Raw genomic sequence first — 16270 nt, forward strand, 5'->3', positions numbered from 1 at the left:
GAACCCCGAACTTCCCCCTCCCCATAAGAAGTCCGGGGTTTTTTTTGCCCGCGATTCGGCTTATTCAGCGGGTTCGCTGCCCTTGTCCGCCAGCTCCATCCAGTTGGCCAACACGCCGTAGGCCTCTTCCAGGCCCATGCGCTTGGGCGCCGAGAACAATTGGATAGTGATCGCCTCGCCCCAGCCCTTGCGTATCTGCGACTGCACCTTGAGCAAGGTGTTCTTCGCCGCGCCATAGGTGAGTTTGTCGGCCTTGGTCAGCAGGATGTGCATGGGCATGCCGCTGGCGACTGCCCAATCGAGCATCAGTGTGTCGAAGTCAGTCATCGGATGGCGGATGTCCATCATCAGAATTAATCCCTTCAAACTCTCGCGGCTGCCCAGATAGGCTTCCAGATGACGCTGCCAGTGTTGCTTGAGCGGGATCGGCACCTTGGCGTAACCGTAACCGGGCAAGTCGACCAAACGGCGTTCATCGTCTAGCTTGAAGAAATTCAACAGTTGCGTGCGGCCCGGAGTTTTCGAGGTCCGTGCCAGGCTTGCATGGGTCAGGGTGTTCAGCGCGCTGGATTTGCCGGCGTTGGAACGACCGGCAAACGCCACTTCGAAGCCTTCGTCGTCGGGGCATTGATCGACTTTGGCGGCGCTGAGCATGAAGGTGGACTGTTGGCACAGGCCAAGGATGGGGTTCTTCAGTTGCATGGGATTTCCGATGTGGGCGGCGTCGGGAATGGACGCGGCAAGCGGTGTCGTTTCCGTTTCAGTGACGCCAGTATATAATGCCGCAGATTTTGTGTGCGCTTTGTCCCAGCGTAGGATGAGGCTCACGAGAGCGATCGACCAGAATTGCGCATCAGAACGCAGCTCGCTCTCAACCCTGAAAAGGTCGTTTTATGACGAAATGGCTGCTAGCTGCCGGTGTCTTGATGCCGCTTTACAGCGCTCAGGCTACACAGGATCCGGAAGCTGTGTACAACCGTGTTTGTGGTGCCTGTCATTCCGGCCAACTCCCCATGGCGCCCCGCAAGGGCGATCAGGAAGCTTGGACGCCGAGGTTGGCGAAAGGTATGGAGACGCTGGTGCAACACGTGACCCAGGGTTTCAAGGCGATGCCGCCGCGTGGTTTGTGCATGGACTGCAGTGCCGAGGATTACCGAGCCATCATCCAGTGGATGAGCGAGTGAACCCGGTCCATAACTCTTTAACCCTTAGCCGTAGTTGGATTAGCTGATGAACAAACTGATCGTGAGTCTGCTGTTGACCTTGGGGATATCCGGTGTTGCCCACGCCGCTGGCGGTAGTGCCTCCATCGTCGCCGATGCGAAAGCCGGCCAGGCGAAAGCTGCCGTATGCGGAGCCTGCCACGGCCCGGATGGCAACAGCATGGCGCCCAACTTTCCGAAACTGGCGGGTCAGGGCGAGCGTTACCTGAACAAGCAACTGCACGACATCAAGTCGGGCAAGCGCACCGTCCTGGAAATGACCGGCCTGCTGAACAACCTGAGCGACCAGGACCTGGCGGACATTTCCGCTTATTTTGCCAGCCAGAAGGGCAGTGTCGGCGCGGCCGATCCAAAACTCGTGGCCCGTGGGGAAGCGCTGTTCCGCGGCGGCAACCTGGAAAAAGGACTGCCAGCCTGCACCGGCTGCCACGCGCCAGACGGCAAGGGCAACGCCCCCGCCGGCTTCCCGCACCTGGGTGGCCAGCATGCCCAATACATCACCAAGCAACTGACCGATTTCCGCAAGGAAGAAGGCGGCCGCGCCAACGATGGCGACGCGATGACCATGCGCACCATCGCTCGCAAGCTCAGTGACGAAGATATCGCTGCGGTGGCCAGCTACATTCAGGGCTTGCACTGAGTGCATTGACCTGCGTGGCTGAGCTTGCAATGTTAACGCTCGATTAATCTGTCGCGGTAAACATCAAAAGGGTGGCTTTGGCCGCCCTTTTTTGTGGCCGCTGCCGTTACACTACGAACTTGAACCCGCCACGGCCTGTCTCAAAGACACGCCTCGCGAGGCCATCCATGTCCAGGAGTAAAGCATGCGTAATCTGATCATCAGCGCCGCGCTCGTCGTTGCCAGCCTGTTCGGCATTGGCGCTCAAGCCACCGCCGAGGAGTCGAAGGCTCCCTATGTCGAATTGACCAACCCGGTTCCGGTGGCGGTGCCTGGCAAGATCGAAGTGGTGGAGCTGTTCTGGTACGGCTGCCCGCATTGCTACGCATTCGAACCGGTCATCAACCCTTGGGTCGACAAGCTGCCTTCGGACGTGAATTTCGTGCGCGTCCCCGCCATGTTCGGCGGCCCGTGGGATGCCCACGGCCAAATGTTCCTGACCCTCGAAACCATGGGCGTCGAGCACAAGGTTCACGCCGCGGTGTTCAACGCGATCCAGAATGAGAAGAAGCGTCTGACCGATCCTGAAGACATGGCCGAATTCCTTGCTACTCAAGGCGTCGACAAGGAGAAGTTCCTGGCGACTTTCAACTCCTTCGCGATCAAGGCCCAGATCACCAAGGCCAAGGATCTTGCCAAGAAATACCAGGTCACTGGCGTACCGACCATGATCGTAAACGGCAAGTACCGCTTCGATATCGGCTCCGCCGGCGGCGCAAACGAAGCGCTGGCTCTGGCCGACAAGCTGATTGCCAAGGAGCGGACGACCGCTAAGGCCGCTGCCAACTAAGCGCGGACTGCGTCCATGGCCCGCTGGAGAACCGAACGCATCATTGGCCTGCATGAACCACGGGTCAACGAGCACCATGTCGCCTCAACGGGCCTGCCCGCCGACAACCGTTTGCGGTTGCTCAGCTTCAATATTCAGGTGGGCATCAGCACCGAGCGCTACCGGCATTACCTGACCCGCGGCTGGCAACATTTGCTGCCTCACACCGGGCGCGCCGGAAACCTGCAGAAGATCGGCGATCTGCTGAAGGATTTCGACTTGGTGGCGCTGCAAGAGGCCGACGGCGGTAGCTTGAGGTCAGGCTACGTCAATCAGGTCGAACATCTGGCTCAACTGGGCGCATTTCCCTATTGGTACCAACAACTCAATCGCAACCTCGGGCGCTTCGCTCAGCACAGCAATGGTGTGTTGAGCCGCCTGCGGCCCTGGGCGATCGAAGATCATCCGCTGCCGGGCCCTAAAGGGCGCGGCGCGATCCTGGCGCGTTTCGGTGAAGGTCCGGAGGCGCTGGTGGTGGTCATGATGCACCTGGCCCTTGGCGCGCGGACCCGCTCGATGCAGTTGGCCTACATTCGCGAAATGATCGGTGGCTACAAGCACCAGGTATTGATGGGCGACATGAACACCCATGCCAACGACCTGCTGCAAAGCTCGCCCCTGCGTGACCTGGGCCTTCTTGCGCCGCAGCTGGAAGCGACGTTCCCTAGCTGGCGCCCCCAGCGCTGCCTGGACCATATCCTGCTGAGCCCGACCTTGACCCTTGAGCGTGTCGAAGTCCTGGCCCAACCCATTTCCGACCACCTGCCGGTCGCGGTCGAAATTCGTTTGCCGGGTTCGCTGACGGCCGATACATTCCCTGCGTTGAGTCCTGGCCCTTGCGGATCCGATGAATGAGCGACGACGCCGAACGCTGGAGAGAGAAATACCTCAGGAGCATCGAACAGCAGGAGAAGCTCGAACGACGCTGGAATGCGCGGCTCGACCTGCTGCGGCGTGGCCTGGTGCGCAGTACGCTGGCCGCCGAAGGCACCGACAGGGCCGTCGACCAATGCATGAAGGAAATGCGCGAAGTGGTGCGCACCGATGAGATGGACGCCGCGCTCGCCGCCCTGTTGCCTCGTCTGGAAAAAGCCGTGCTGGATTCCGAGCAGCGCCGCGAGACCCGAACCGAGCAGATGAGCACTGCCCTGACCGCCCTTGTCACTCAGTTACAAACCCTGCCGTTGCCCAGGGAAGTCAGTCGGCCGCTCAAGAGGTTCGCCAAACACCTCGAGGCGCGAGTAGGCCAGGCTCGAGAAATTCCATTGCTGCTCAGCGAACTGAGCGGTTTGCAAGGCAAGGCCCTGGAAGTGTTGGAGGCTCCCGAGCAAGCGCATCGTCCCGGCTTGCTGCAGCGGTTGTTTGGCGGCCATGGCCATGAAGATGGCTCATCCCCATCCCCATCCCCTGAACCTGCCGCCGACAACACGGGGCCTGAAACTGGGGCTGTGCCAGCGATGCCGAAGCAATTGGCCGTTGAGCCTGTACCCCTCTCTCCCGCGGCGGAACCGATACGGCACGCCGACGAAACCGTCGAGCCGGACCTTTTTATCCCGCCAATGCTTGATCCCGCTCCGGCTCCCGCGCCTGCGTTCGAGAACCCCGATGAGCTGGTGTCCGAGGTGCCGCCCGAGACCGATCCGCATGTATCCGATCCGGATACGGAGCCCGATGCGCCCGAAACCGTCGAGGCGCTGCCTGTCGACCTGGAGGATGTCCATTATGCCCTGCCCGATTCGCCGGAGCCGTCCTATAGCTCAGTGGCCAGGCATATCGAAGACACATTGTTGGGCTTGCTGGGTGACCTGACGCTGCCCGAACGCCACCGTCCCCAGGCCGAAGCGATGCGTGAACGGCTGCAAAACGGTTTGAACTGGTATGAGTTGCTGCCGATTCTCGACGATTTTGCGACACTCATGCTGGCAATCACCGACAGCGGGCAGCACGAGTTCGAAGCCTACCTACAGCGCCTCAATGATCGGTTGGAGTCATTCCAGAGCAGCCTGCGGGCCGCCAGTGAAGGCCATGCGGACAATCTTTCAGCTTCCAGGGAAATGGACACGCAGATTCGCGAACAGGTCGATGGCTTGCAAAGCAGCATGCAGGAAGCCGATGACCTGGAAGGACTCAAGCAAGTGCTGGAGAACCATCTCGAAGGCTTGCTCGGTACGATGGATCAGCACCGCCTGCAACGGGACCAGCGCGAGCAAGAGGTTTCCGCTCGGTTGAAGAGCCTGGCGGAGCGCGTCGCGGTGATGGAGCAGGAAGCCCAGGTCGTTCGCGAGAACCTTGAAGAACAGCGGCAAAAAGCCCTGATCGATCCACTCACCGGGCTGCCTAACCGCGCCGCCTGGAGCGAACGCCTGGAGCATGAAGTCACCCAGTGGCAACGGCATGGCAATAGCTTGCTGCTGGCCATACTCGATCTCGACCACTTCAAGCGAATCAACGACAACTACGGCCACCTGGCTGGCGACAGGGTATTGAAGATCATTGCTTCCGTATTGCGTAAACGCCTGCGCGGCAGCGATTTCATTGCCCGTTTTGGCGGCGAGGAATTTGTCCTGCTGCTGCCGGACACACCGTTAACGGCGGGCGGCGGACTGGCCGAGAACTTTCGAGCGGCCATCGAGGCCTGCCCATTCCATTTCAAGGGTGAGCCGGTCACGATTACGGTGTCCATTGGCCTTACCCGCTTTAAAACCGGAGAACGCAGTGATCTGGTGCTCAAAAGAGCCGATCAGGCGCTTTACAGGGCAAAGGCGGCCGGGCGTAACCGAGTGGAGATTGGCTAATCCAATTGTTCCATTTTGTTTAATAAAGGAATGCGGATCGGCTCATCGCAATTCGATACGTTACACTGTTGCATTATTTTCTACCTGCAAACGCCCCTGCCCCCATGAAACTCTTTCCGATCATTGCTTTTCTGTTGGCCTTGGCCGGCTGCGCCAGCGGGCCCCGGCTGGACACCAGTCATCCTTCGGCCAATCAGGACAATCGTGTGCAGTTCGTGGTGGTTCACTACACCTCGGCTTCTTTGGAGCGGTCCCTGGCCCTGCTGACTCATGGCGAGGTCAGCGCTCATTACCTGATCGGTGACGATAAGAACGCGACTATCTACAAATTGGTGGATGAGAGCCGACGCGCCTGGCACGCCGGCGAAAGCGAATGGCAAGGCCGGACCTGGCTCAACTCCAGCTCGATCGGGATCGAAATCGTCAATCCGGGGTACGTCGACACGCCGACCGGTCGCCTTTGGTACCCCTACAGCGAAGCCCAGATCCAATCCCTGATCGTTCTGCTCAAGGACATCACTCGGCGTAACGCAATCAATCCAGGCAATATCATCGGTCACAGTGACATCGCCCCCTTGCGCAAGCTTGATCCAGGGCCGCTGTTTCCCTGGAAACGTCTGGCGCAGGCCGGCCTGGGAATCTGGCCGGATGAGCAAGCCGTGGCGCGCCAGCAAGTCCTTTTCGCGGCCCAGTTGCCCAGTGCCAGTTGGTTTCAGACGGAATTGGCCCGGCTGGGCTATCCGACGCCCCAGACTGGCGAATGGGATGTGGCCACCCACCGTGTACTGGCTGCGTTCCAGATGCGTTATCGGCCGGCCCGGTTCGACGGCACGCCGGACGCGCAAAGTGCTGCAATCTTGCAGGTGCTTACCCAGACAAAATAATGACGCTTGTCTGCCGATAACGCCTAAAGTCAATTCAGAAGCTATAACTCATTGGTAACTTTCGGATTACCAAGATGACGGCTACCCGCGAAGCCCTGCAAAGCTGGCTCCATCGCCCTCTTTTTCTGGCGATGGTAGCGGCTGCCCTGAGTACGGTGCTGTTGCTGGCGGCGAGCCTGTTCGTGACTGTGCAGCAGGTCAAGCAGCGCGAAAGCGACCAGATGAATGCCCAGGGCGAGCGCTTTCTGCAACGGCTGGAACAGCTGTTCGGGCAGCTGCGCGAAAGCCTCGACGATCTGCAGACACAACCGCTGCGCGGATGCGACGATGACATGATCGCGACCTTGCAGCAGGTCAGCTTCAATTACCGCTTCGTCTATGAGGCGGCGTATACCGACAGCCGCGGCGTATGCTCCAATCGTCCGCGGCAAAGTGGATTGCCTGTGGCTCGTGCGCCCGATATCCGGGGGCCGACGTACAGTTACTGGCTCAACACGACGACCGAACCTGATGAAAACCGCGCCGCGTTGATGCTCGGTCGCGGTAACTTTCGGGTTGCCACTTCTCGTGGGCATCTGACCGACGTAGTCGACCTTCCTCCCGATAGCAGCCTGCTGGTGGTGCTTGACCATGGCAAACGGGCCATTCCCGTGCTTGGCACCGATCGATACTGGCCACCCCCAGAGCCCTGGCCAGCCAATAGGGACAATGCCCTGCAGGTGACGCCCACGCGGCTGATCTATCGAATGCAAACCGACAACCCTGAATATCAGTTGGTGCTGATCACCCCCCGCAGTGGTCTCCATTTCCCGACCAATGCCTGGTGGATGCTGCCCATCAGCCTGGCATTGGGCCTGGGGATCGGTTTCCAGGTGCTGCTTCTGGCCCGCCAGCGCCAATCCATGGACGCGGAGCTGCATAGGGCCATTCGGCGCGGTGAATTGCAGGTGTTGTACCAGCCGATTTTCGACTTGCGCAGTCGCCTCTGTGTCGGTGCCGAAGCGTTGCTGCGTTGGCGAAGGCCCGATGGCACGTTGACCAGCCCGGACCTTTTCATCCCGATGGCGGAGAATACCGGGCAGATTCGGCAGATCACCGATTTTGTATTACAGAGACTGTTCGATCAGCTCGGCCAGTTGTTAAGGGCCAATCCGCAGCTCTACATTTCGGTGAACCTGGCGGCCTGCGACGTCATGGTGCCTCGTATCGGTGAGGTGATCGCTCGCTTGCTGGAGCGGCATCGAGTGTCGGCGCGTCAGATTGCCTTCGAGGTGACCGAGCGCGGGTTGATCGATGTGCTCGTGGCCCGGGATAACCTGCAGTCGCTGCGCGATCTGGGCCACCAGGTGTTGATCGATGACTTCGGTACGGGGTACAGCAGCCTCGCGTACCTGCAAACCCTGCCGGTGGATTGCCTGAAAATCGACAAAGCCTTTATCGATGCCCTTGGTCACGACGCAGCCAGCAGTGGCGTAGCGCCACATATCATTCACATGGCCCATGCGTTGCAGCTGAAGGTGATTGCCGAAGGGATCGAACATGAGGCCCAGGCTTCATACCTGAGCAGCGAAGGAGTCACGTTCGGCCAGGGCTGGCTGTTTGCCCATGCCCTGAGCGCGGTGCAGCTCATCGAACTGATCACACGGGGGCGACGGCGACTAGGGCGGCGCCTGGATGATGAAGCCTAGGCTCTGTCTGAAAAGCCTTGATACTCGTTCATGCTGCGTTAAAAACCGGCTCGGAATGCTCATTTACTCCAGTAAACTGCACTTCCTCGCCGGTTTTCGCCTTGCCTGACCTTCGTCTCAAGACTTTTCAAACAGAGCCTAGGTTTCAGACCGTCAGTGCCATGTAAAACTGGGTACCTTGCCCTGGCCGTGAATAAACCCCCATCCGTCCGCCATGGAGCTGAACGATTTCCTTGCACAGTGCCAGGCCGAGACCCGCTCCCCCCTTCTTGCGTCCGACTTGGACGAAAGGTTCGAAAATCCTTCCCTGTTGGCCGTAGGCAATGCCTTCACCGTTGTCTTCGACACTGATGATTACTCGCTCGCCGTGGCGTCGGGCTTGCAGGCGGATCTGGCCATCGTCGGCTGTGTGACGCATGGCATTGTCGATCAGGTTATCCAGTACTCGATCCAGTTGTCCGGCATCGGCGTGCAGGCGTGGCAGCGGGCCCTGGATTTCCACGAGCAATGCGATGCCCTTGGCTTGGGCCTGGTCGGCAAATCGCAATCGGGCCGCTTCCAGCAGGTCTTCGATGGAGCAAGGCGCCAAGGTCAGTTTTTGCAGGCCGTTCTGGTAGCGGGAGAAGTTCAGCAGGTCGTTGATGAGTTGCATCAGTCGCTGCATTTCTTCGTTGACGGTGTTGAGCAGGTCGGCTTCGCGGGATTCCTCGGCGAAGTGCACGCGCTCCTGCAATAGGCCAAACGCCATGTGCATGCCGGTCACCGGGGTGCGTAGCTCGTGGGAGGCCCGTAGTACGAATTCGCTGCGTACCCGTTCGAACGCCCGCTGTTCGGTGACGTCGTGCAGCACCATGACGGCGCCAAGGATGTGTCCTTGGGTATGGCTGACGGGGGTAAGGCTATAAGTCAACAGGCGCGATTCGCCATCCACCTCGATGCTCAGGTCCTCCGGAGCCCGCTCCAGAGTTCCGCCCCGCAGGACCAGTTGCAATTCCTCATCCAGTTCCTGGCGCCCCAGGGCTTCGCCCAATCCAAGGCCCAGACGCTCTTCATCCCAGCCCAATTGACGTTGCGCTACCGGGTTGAGGTGTTCCAGCCGGCCCTGGCGATCGATCATCAGCAGACCATCGTCGATACTGTCGAGCACCGCTTGCAAGCGCTGCTGGCCGGCAAGCAGTTCATCGACGTTCATGGCCTGGTGCTCGCGCAGTGCCTGGGCCATGATGCCGAAACGCCGGGTCAGCAGATTCAACTCGGCAGCAGAGGAAACCGGCAATGTCACTTCGAAATTGCCCTGGCCAATGTCATCCGCCGCCGCGGCCAGCGCCTCGATTGGCGCGCCGAAACGTCGGGCCAGGCCATGGGCGGTGATGAAGCCGATGATCAACACCGCCAGCCCCACCAGTCCCAGCAGGCTGGAAATCAGCAGCGCACGCTCCCGTGCGTGGGTCTGGGCTTCGCCGATGTTGTTCAGGGCGCTCCGATACCCTTCGATGAGGCCGTTGCGCAGCACATTGAATTTCTCGGTAAGGTCCTGGATGCCAGAGAGTGGGGGGGATTGCTGGCGAAATCCGGCGTATGCGTCGAGAAATTTCTGGTAGTCGACTTTGGCCTGGCTGAAGCGCTCCGTCGGGTTGTCCTGGTTTTGTTCGTGGGTGATGCCCTCCTCCAGCCATTGAAAGTAATGCCGCTTGGCGTTTTCCAACGCGGCCAGGTCAGGCTTGTCATCGAGCATGATCATGAACTGGTCGCCCAGGCTCTGGCGCAGTTTGAGTCCCAGATCCAGTAGAACGAAGTTGTCACGAACCGATTGTTCCTGGGTATTGGCCATCTGCATCACGCTCACCAGGCCGAGCAACAGCCCCAGCAACGCTACGGTGATCAGGGCCGAGATACTGAGAAACAGCCGGGTGCGCAGCTTCATCGCCAGTTTCATAAGGTACCGTTCACAGGTTGTACTGCTTGCGTTTTCGATACAGCGTGGACGCGTCGATACCCAGGGTCTTGGCTGCCTGGTCGAGGGTATCAGCGGTGGCCAGCACCGCGCCGATGTGAGCTTTCTCCAGTTCATCGAGGCTCAGCGGGGCGCCAATGCGTGGTGCATTGTTGACGGGTTGTTCGGCCATTCCCAGATGGCTGATTTCCACTTTTTCCTGGGCACAGATGATGCTGGCGCGCTCGACCACGTTGCGCAGCTCGCGAATATTGCCGGGCCAGCGATAGCCTAGCAGCGCTTGCCGGGCCTCGTCGCTGAATGCACGGGCCGGACGGGCATACTCCTTGACGAAGCGAGCCAGGAAGCGGTCGGCCAGGGTCAGGATATCTTCGGCACGTTCGCGCAGCGGTGGCAGGTGCAGCGTGATGACGTTCAGGCGATACAGCAGGTCTTCGCGAAAGCGTCCATCGCGCACCATGTCTTCGAGGTTGAGGTTGGTCGCTGCGAGAATCCGCACATCGGCCCGACGGGTCACCGGGTCACCGACTCGCTCATATTCCTTGTCTTGAATGAAACGGAGCAATTTAGGCTGCAATGTCAGCGGAAAATCGCCGATTTCGTCGAGAAAAAGCGTGCCGCCATCGGCTTGGTTGACTCGTCCCAGCGTGCTCTCGCTAGCCCCGGTAAACGCGCCACGACTGTGGCCAAACAGTTCGCTTTCCATCAGTTCGGCCGTCAGCGACGGGCAATTGATGGTGACGCAGGATTTTTTCGCTCGTTTGCTCCAGCCATGGATGGCGCGGGCCAGCTCACCCTTACCGGTGCCGGACTCGCCCAGGATCAGGATGTTGGCGTCGGTACTGGCGACCTGGCGGGCGGTTTCAAGAACAACCTTCATCGCCGGGCTATGGGAGTCGAGACCGTCCTTGGGTTTGCGCATTTCGTCTTCCAAGGCTTCCAGCCTCGCCGACAATTGGCGTACTTCCAGCTGCTTGGCGGTTGCGAGGCGCAACTGATCCGGGCTGCATGGTTTGACCAGATAATCGGCGGCCCCGGCCTGGATCGCATCGACCGCTGTGTCGACGGCCGAATGGGCAGTGACGATCACTACTCGCATCCAGGGGGCCTGAATGCGCATCTGGGCCAGCACATCCAGTCCGTTGTCTTCACCCAGGCGAAGATCCAGGAAGCACAGGTCGAATACCTGGCGTTGCAGCAAGGCTTCGGCCTGAGCGGCACTGCCAGCGGTCGCGACGGTATAGCCTTCGTCTTCCAGGCAGTAGCGGAAAGTACGCAGGATGGCGGACTCATCGTCTACCAGCAGAATGCGGCCTTGATGCTCAGTGGCGGATTCCATTTTTCCTACGCTCCTTTAAATCAATGATGTTGGTTAGTGTCAGAAAAATCGGGCAAGTTGCATGGTCGATTCTGAGCGAACACTACCCATTGGGAGTATCGCTGTGGGCGATGGGATTGTAGCGGGTGGATCCTAATCGTTTTCCTACGCCGCGGTGCGCTTAACGACCGACCCAGATCATTCCGACCGTCATTCACGAGTGGCAATTCAAAAAAGAATGCCTGCCCGGCACTCCGGCGAAAACCGGCTGGCCACCACTCGATCGATCGTGCATAACGCACGACTTTTTTCTGAGGCATCGTGCAGGATGCGCCCAAGCCGCAATTTACTTATCTTGTAACTAACTGATTTTAAAGTATTTTTTAGTAAAAAATTTCTGGCATGCCGTCTGCAATGGTCTGATTAACGTGGCGTTTGAGCGCCCCAACCAGATCACCACCCGGGGTGGGAGGAATTCCAGGATGAATCGTCAACGTGCCGCCCGATTTCCAATTACGTCCCTGCACCTTCAGCAGGGCCTATGGACTGTTGTGGCGCTGCTGGTGACCCTCGCGGTCGGTCAGCAGTTGCTCCTCTGGCATTACAGCCAACAGCCCGAAGCGCCGCTGGTGTCGATTCATAGAACTCCCCAAACCCACTTCAGCCCCATGGGCAGCGTTGCGCAGGCGTCCGACTCGATGCGCATGATGGACGTCGATCAGGCACAGCCGATTGCCGATATGTCCCATCAGGAACGCTGGGTGTTTTAACTCTGATGGGCCCGTGACTATCGCGCATGGAACCATCACTACCTGTCCCGAACTAAATAGAAAAGCGTAAGGAGAATCACCATGTTGAGCTGGGCTATCACTTTCCTGATCATCGCCATCATCGCTGCCGTTCTGGGCTTTGGTGGTATCGCAGGCACCGCCACGGGCATCGCCAAGATTCTCTTTGTCGTATTCCTGGTGATGTTCATCGCTTCCTTCTTCTTTGGCCGTCGCGGCCGAGGCTGACCATGGGCGCATCACTGAAAGGATTGGTCGCCGCCCTCTTGCTGGGCGGTAGCACCCTGGCAATGGCTGCCAATGACGGACAGATGCGGGTCAGTCAGCTGCTCGAAGCAGACCCGCAGTACCGCGAAACCTGGCAGCGCGTCGTCAAGAAAGAAGAGCGTCTGCCGGAATGGGTCATGAACCTGTCTGGCGATTCGGAACAGATGAACGCTGTCGAGGAAGACGGTGACAAATATCTGGTCGGACCGCTGTGTGAAACCCAGGCGACATGCCGCAGCAAGCGCTTGTTCGTCGCCTTCAGTTTCGATAAGGACGAGGCCTATGCCTTGTTGGTCGAAGTGCCCGCCGGGCTCCCTGCCGACAAGTCCCCGACCCGTCATGCGGACTACCGTTTTCTCGGTAATCCCAACGAAGGTATGCAAGAACTGTTAATGGAGCAACTCAAGAAGGATCCCAACTGGTATTGAGTTTCGACAAAGGGAAAAGCAGCCCTGCTTTTCCCTCTGCACAGCCCGAAGAGGGCCGGTGCATGACCAGGGGGCCGGGACGTTCTGACCATTAAGGGTCGGAGTGACCTACGGGCACAGGGGGTGCCTGCGAAAGGGCCGGGTCAGGTAAAAGCTGCGACGCAGGTTCGCAAAGTCGAGTCGGCTGGGCGAACCTGCGTAGAGCTGCCCATGGCGAATGCCTGGGCCAGAGCGGCTGGTTACATCCCTTTCGATGTCGTCTTTCCGATGCGGCATATTGTCTCGACAAGGCTTCCTTCTTTCGATCTCTGACCGTTAATCGGAGAACATTCACCTTATTTCTTTGGTCGACGTTGCGACAATTTGTCTGTGCTTCGTCGGTTTTCAGGGCGCTTAAAAAAGTGCAGGCTACGCTGAAATGGCCGGCACACGGCGCTTTTGCCAGTTGAAATGGCACATTCGAACCGGTTGGGACGTATGTTCTGTTTGAAAAATCTCATGCCGATTCGGCATGGGCTAGGCGTTTACGGCATTAGACGATCCCACCTCGCATCGCAATAGTTGCGCCTTTTTTCGCCCGCCAGTAAGCCGCCAGCGCGCGCTCGGGGTGACCTTATACGGGGGTGGATGCGCTGATTGGAATCGCAATGGCGATCCAGTCTGTGCGTCTGCCCGAGTCCAATCGAAGTAAGGGTAATGATATGAAGAAGGCAAAACTAAGCCTCGCCTGGCAGATCCTCATCGGGCTGGTGCTCGGAATTGCACTCGGCGCGCTGCTCAACCATTTCAGTGCCGAGAAGGCCTGGTGGATCAGCAACGTGCTGCAACCGGCGGGCGATATCTTTATCCGTCTGATCAAGATGATCGTGATACCGATCGTGATCTCCTCGCTGATCGTCGGCATCGCCGGTGTCGGGGACGCCAAGAAACTCGGGCGTATCGGCTTCAAGACCATTGTTTACTTCGAAATCGTTACCACCATCGCCATCGTCGTCGGCCTGCTGCTGGCCAATTTTTTCCACCCAGGCAGCGGCATCGACATGAGCACCCTGGGTACGGTGGATATTTCCAAGTACCAGGCCACGGCCGCCGAAGTCCAGCATGAGCATGCGTTCATTCAGACCATCCTCAACCTGATCCCGTCAAACATCTTCGCAGCCGCCGCCCGCGGCGAGATGCTGCCGATCATCTTCTTTTCCGTACTGTTTGGCCTCGGTCTTTCCAGCCTGCAGGCAGACCTGCGCGAGCCGCTGGTGAAAATGTTCCAGGGCGTGTCGGAAAGCATGTTCAAGGTCACCCACATGATCATGAACTACGCGCCGATCGGTGTATTCGCACTGATCGCGGTGACCGTCGCCAACTTCGGCTTCGCATCCCTGCTGCCGCTGGCGAAACTGGTCATTCTGGTTTATGTCGCCATTGCCTTCTTCGCCTTCGTGGTGCTGGGCCTGGTCGCGCGTCTGTTCGGCTTCTCGGTGCTCAAGCTCATGCGCATCTTCAAGGACGAGCTGGTGTTGGCCTACTCCACTGCCAGTTCCGAAACCGTGCTGCCACGGGTGATCGAGAAGATGGAAGCCTACGGCGCACCGAAAGCCATTTGCAGCTTCGTGGTGCCCACCGGTTACTCGTTCAACCTCGACGGTTCGACCCTGTATCAAAGTATCGCCGCCATTTTCATTGCCCAGCTGTATGGCATCGATCTGTCCATCAGCCAGCAGTTGATGCTGGTGCTGACCTTGATGGTGACCTCCAAGGGCATCGCCGGCGTTCCGGGCGTGTCCTTCGTGGTGTTGCTGGCGACCCTGGGCAGTGTCGGTATTCCACTGGAAGGGCTGGCCTTCATTGCCGGTGTCGACCGCATCATGGACATGGCCCGCACCGCGCTGAACGTGATCGGCAACGCCCTGGCCGTACTGGTGATCGCGCGTTGGGAAGGTATGTACGACGATGCCAAGGGCCAGCGCTACTGGAACTCCCTGCCGCACTGGCGCAGCAAGGAGCCGTTGCCGGCGGGCGAGCCTTCGAGCCGCTGAGGCATTAAGGCCTCAAAGGCCCATCGGGAGCAAAGCTTGCTCGCGAAGGGGGCCTCTGAACAAACCCCGGGAAATCCGGGGTTTGTCGTTTCTGCCAGCCCCGCTATCATTCGCGACATCTTCCGGGGGATTAACCAATGCTCAATGGCCTGTGGCTTGGCTTCTTTATCGTGGCGGCCGTGTCGGCGCTGATGCAGTGGCTGGTCGGCGGCAACGCCGGGATCTTCGCGGCGATGGTGGAAAGCATTTTTGCCATGGCCAAGCTGTCGGTAGAGGTCATGGTCCTGTTGTTCGGCACCCTCACCTTATGGTTGGGCTTCCTGCGGATCGCCGAAAAGGCCGGCATCGTCGACTGGCTGGCCAAGGCCCTTGGCCCGCTGTTCTTGCGCTTGATGCCGGAAGTGCCGCCCGGACACCCGGCCATCGGCCTGATTACCCTCAACTTCGCCGCCAATGGCCTGGGGCTGGACAATGCCGCCACCCCCATTGGCCTGAAGGCGATGCGTGCCCTTCAGGACTTGAACCCGAGCCCGACCGCAGCCAGCAATGCGCAGATTCTGTTCCTGGTGCTCAACGCGTCCTCGCTGACGCTGTTGCCGGTCACGATCTTCATGTACCGCGCCCAGCAAGGCGCACCTGATCCGACCCTGGTATTCCTGCCGATTCTGCTCGCCACCAGTTGTTCGACCCTGGTGGGGCTGTTGTCGGTGGCGGTGGTGCAACGCCTTCGCCTGTGGGACCCCGTGGTGCTGGCCTACCTGGTTCCTGGCGCGCTGGTATTGGGCGGTTTCATGGCGCTGCTGGCAACGCTCTCGGCCACGGCGTTGGCGAGTTTGTCGTCGATCCTGGGCAACCTGACCTTGTTCGGCCTGATCATCCTGTTCCTGGTGATCGGCGCGCTGCGCAAGGTCAAGGTCTATGAAGCCTTCGTCGAAGGCGCCAAGGAAGGGTTCGACGTTGCCAAGAACCTGTTGCCGTACCTGGTGGCCATGCTCTGCGCCGTCGGCGTGCTGCGGGCCTCGGGGGCGCTGGATTTCGGCCTGGACGGCATCCGGCACCTGGTGCAGTGGGCTGGGTGGGACACCCGTTTCGTCGACGCGTTACCGACCGCCATGGTCAAGCCGTTCTCCGGCAGCGCCGCCCGGGCGATGCTGATCGAAACCATGAAGACGTCCGGCGTGGACAGCTTTCCGGCCCTGGTGGCCGCCACTATCCAGGGCAGTACCGAAACCACGTTCTATGTGCTGGCGGTCTACTTCGGTGCTGTGGGTATCCAGCGGGCGAGGCATGCGGTGGGCTGTGCGTTGCTGGCCGAGTTGGCCGGTGTGCTGGGGGCTATTGGGGTTTGTTACTGGTTCTTTGGTTGAACCTGTGGGAGCAAGGC

General features: G+C 59.5%; 15 protein-coding genes. 12 read left to right on the forward strand and 3 right to left on the reverse strand.

Annotated elements, in window-relative coordinates:
* Positions 1–60: 60 nt before the first annotated feature.
* A complete protein-coding gene (gene yihA, locus AD666_RS07070; protein WP_053149331.1) occupies positions 61–702 on the reverse strand; it encodes a ribosome biogenesis GTP-binding protein YihA/YsxC in 642 nt (213 codons plus the stop codon).
* A gap of 191 nt (positions 703–893) precedes the next feature.
* On the opposite strand from yihA, the gene AD666_RS07075 reads away from it, so the two are divergent.
* From AD666_RS07075 to AD666_RS07105, 7 genes are all read left to right on the forward strand, one after another.
* Positions 894–1184, forward strand: a complete 291-nt coding sequence (locus AD666_RS07075; RefSeq protein WP_003196231.1) for a cytochrome c5 family protein — start codon at positions 894–896, stop codon at positions 1182–1184.
* A 46-nt stretch (positions 1185–1230) separates the two neighbouring features.
* The gene (locus tag AD666_RS07080) at positions 1231–1863 is read left to right on the forward strand and encodes a cytochrome c (protein WP_053149335.1); all 633 of its coding nucleotides are present in this window, start codon (positions 1231–1233) and stop codon (positions 1861–1863) included.
* Between the two features lie 184 nt (positions 1864–2047).
* Positions 2048–2692: a thiol:disulfide interchange protein DsbA/DsbL gene (locus tag AD666_RS07085; RefSeq protein ID WP_053149338.1), complete on the forward strand. Its 645-nt coding sequence runs from the start codon at positions 2048–2050 to the stop codon at positions 2690–2692.
* A gap of 15 nt (positions 2693–2707) precedes the next feature.
* Positions 2708–3586 carry an endonuclease/exonuclease/phosphatase family protein gene (locus tag AD666_RS07090; RefSeq protein WP_053149341.1) on the forward strand — a complete coding sequence of 293 codons (879 nt, stop codon included), beginning with the start codon at positions 2708–2710 and terminating at the stop codon, positions 3584–3586.
* Complete coding sequence (locus AD666_RS07095; RefSeq protein WP_053149344.1) at positions 3583–5526, forward strand: GGDEF domain-containing protein; 1944 nt, start codon at positions 3583–3585, stop codon at positions 5524–5526. Before AD666_RS07090 ends, AD666_RS07095 begins: the two co-directional genes overlap by 4 nt.
* A 104-nt stretch (positions 5527–5630) precedes the next feature.
* Positions 5631–6410 (forward strand): N-acetylmuramoyl-L-alanine amidase, encoded by a 780-nt coding sequence (locus AD666_RS07100; RefSeq protein WP_053149347.1) that lies wholly within the window; start codon positions 5631–5633, stop codon positions 6408–6410.
* A gap of 74 nt (positions 6411–6484) precedes the next feature.
* Positions 6485–8098, forward strand: coding sequence for an EAL domain-containing protein (locus AD666_RS07105; protein ID WP_053149350.1), 1614 nt, complete (start codon positions 6485–6487; stop codon positions 8096–8098).
* 145 nt (positions 8099–8243) lie between these two features.
* Here AD666_RS07105 and AD666_RS07110 read toward each other — a convergent pair whose 3' ends face one another.
* Entirely contained in the window at positions 8244–10034 is a 1791-nt protein-coding gene (locus AD666_RS07110; RefSeq protein WP_053149353.1) for an ATP-binding protein, read from the reverse strand.
* A 10-nt stretch (positions 10035–10044) separates the two neighbouring features.
* On the reverse strand, positions 10045–11391 hold the full coding sequence (algB, locus tag AD666_RS07115) for a sigma-54-dependent response regulator transcription factor AlgB (protein ID WP_053149356.1): 1347 nt from the start codon (positions 11389–11391) through the stop codon (positions 10045–10047).
* A 461-nt stretch (positions 11392–11852) separates the two neighbouring features.
* Between algB and AD666_RS07120 the strand changes: the two genes are divergently transcribed.
* The 5 genes from AD666_RS07120 (at position 11853) to AD666_RS07135 (ending at position 16253) form a co-directional block, all read left to right on the forward strand.
* Complete coding sequence (locus AD666_RS07120; RefSeq protein WP_053149359.1) at positions 11853–12140, forward strand: hypothetical protein; 288 nt, start codon at positions 11853–11855, stop codon at positions 12138–12140.
* Between the two features lie 81 nt (positions 12141–12221).
* Entirely contained in the window at positions 12222–12386 is a 165-nt protein-coding gene (locus AD666_RS25885; RefSeq protein ID WP_003177151.1) for a DUF1328 domain-containing protein, read from the forward strand.
* Positions 12387–12388: 2 nt separating this feature from the next.
* Positions 12389–12853, forward strand: a complete 465-nt coding sequence (locus tag AD666_RS07125; protein WP_053149362.1) for an inhibitor of vertebrate lysozyme family protein — start codon at positions 12389–12391, stop codon at positions 12851–12853.
* Positions 12854–13554: 701 nt separating this feature from the next.
* Entirely contained in the window at positions 13555–14886 is a 1332-nt protein-coding gene (gltP, locus tag AD666_RS07130; protein WP_053149711.1) for a glutamate/aspartate:proton symporter GltP, read from the forward strand.
* Positions 14887–15023: 137 nt separating this feature from the next.
* A complete protein-coding gene (locus tag AD666_RS07135) occupies positions 15024–16253 on the forward strand; it encodes a nucleoside recognition domain-containing protein (protein WP_053149365.1) in 1230 nt (409 codons plus the stop codon).
* Positions 16254–16270: the final 17 nt, after the last annotated feature.

Source organism: Pseudomonas sp. Pf153 (genome assembly GCF_001269775.1).
GTDB classification, from domain to species: Bacteria; Pseudomonadota; Gammaproteobacteria; order Pseudomonadales; family Pseudomonadaceae; genus Aquipseudomonas; species Aquipseudomonas uvaldensis.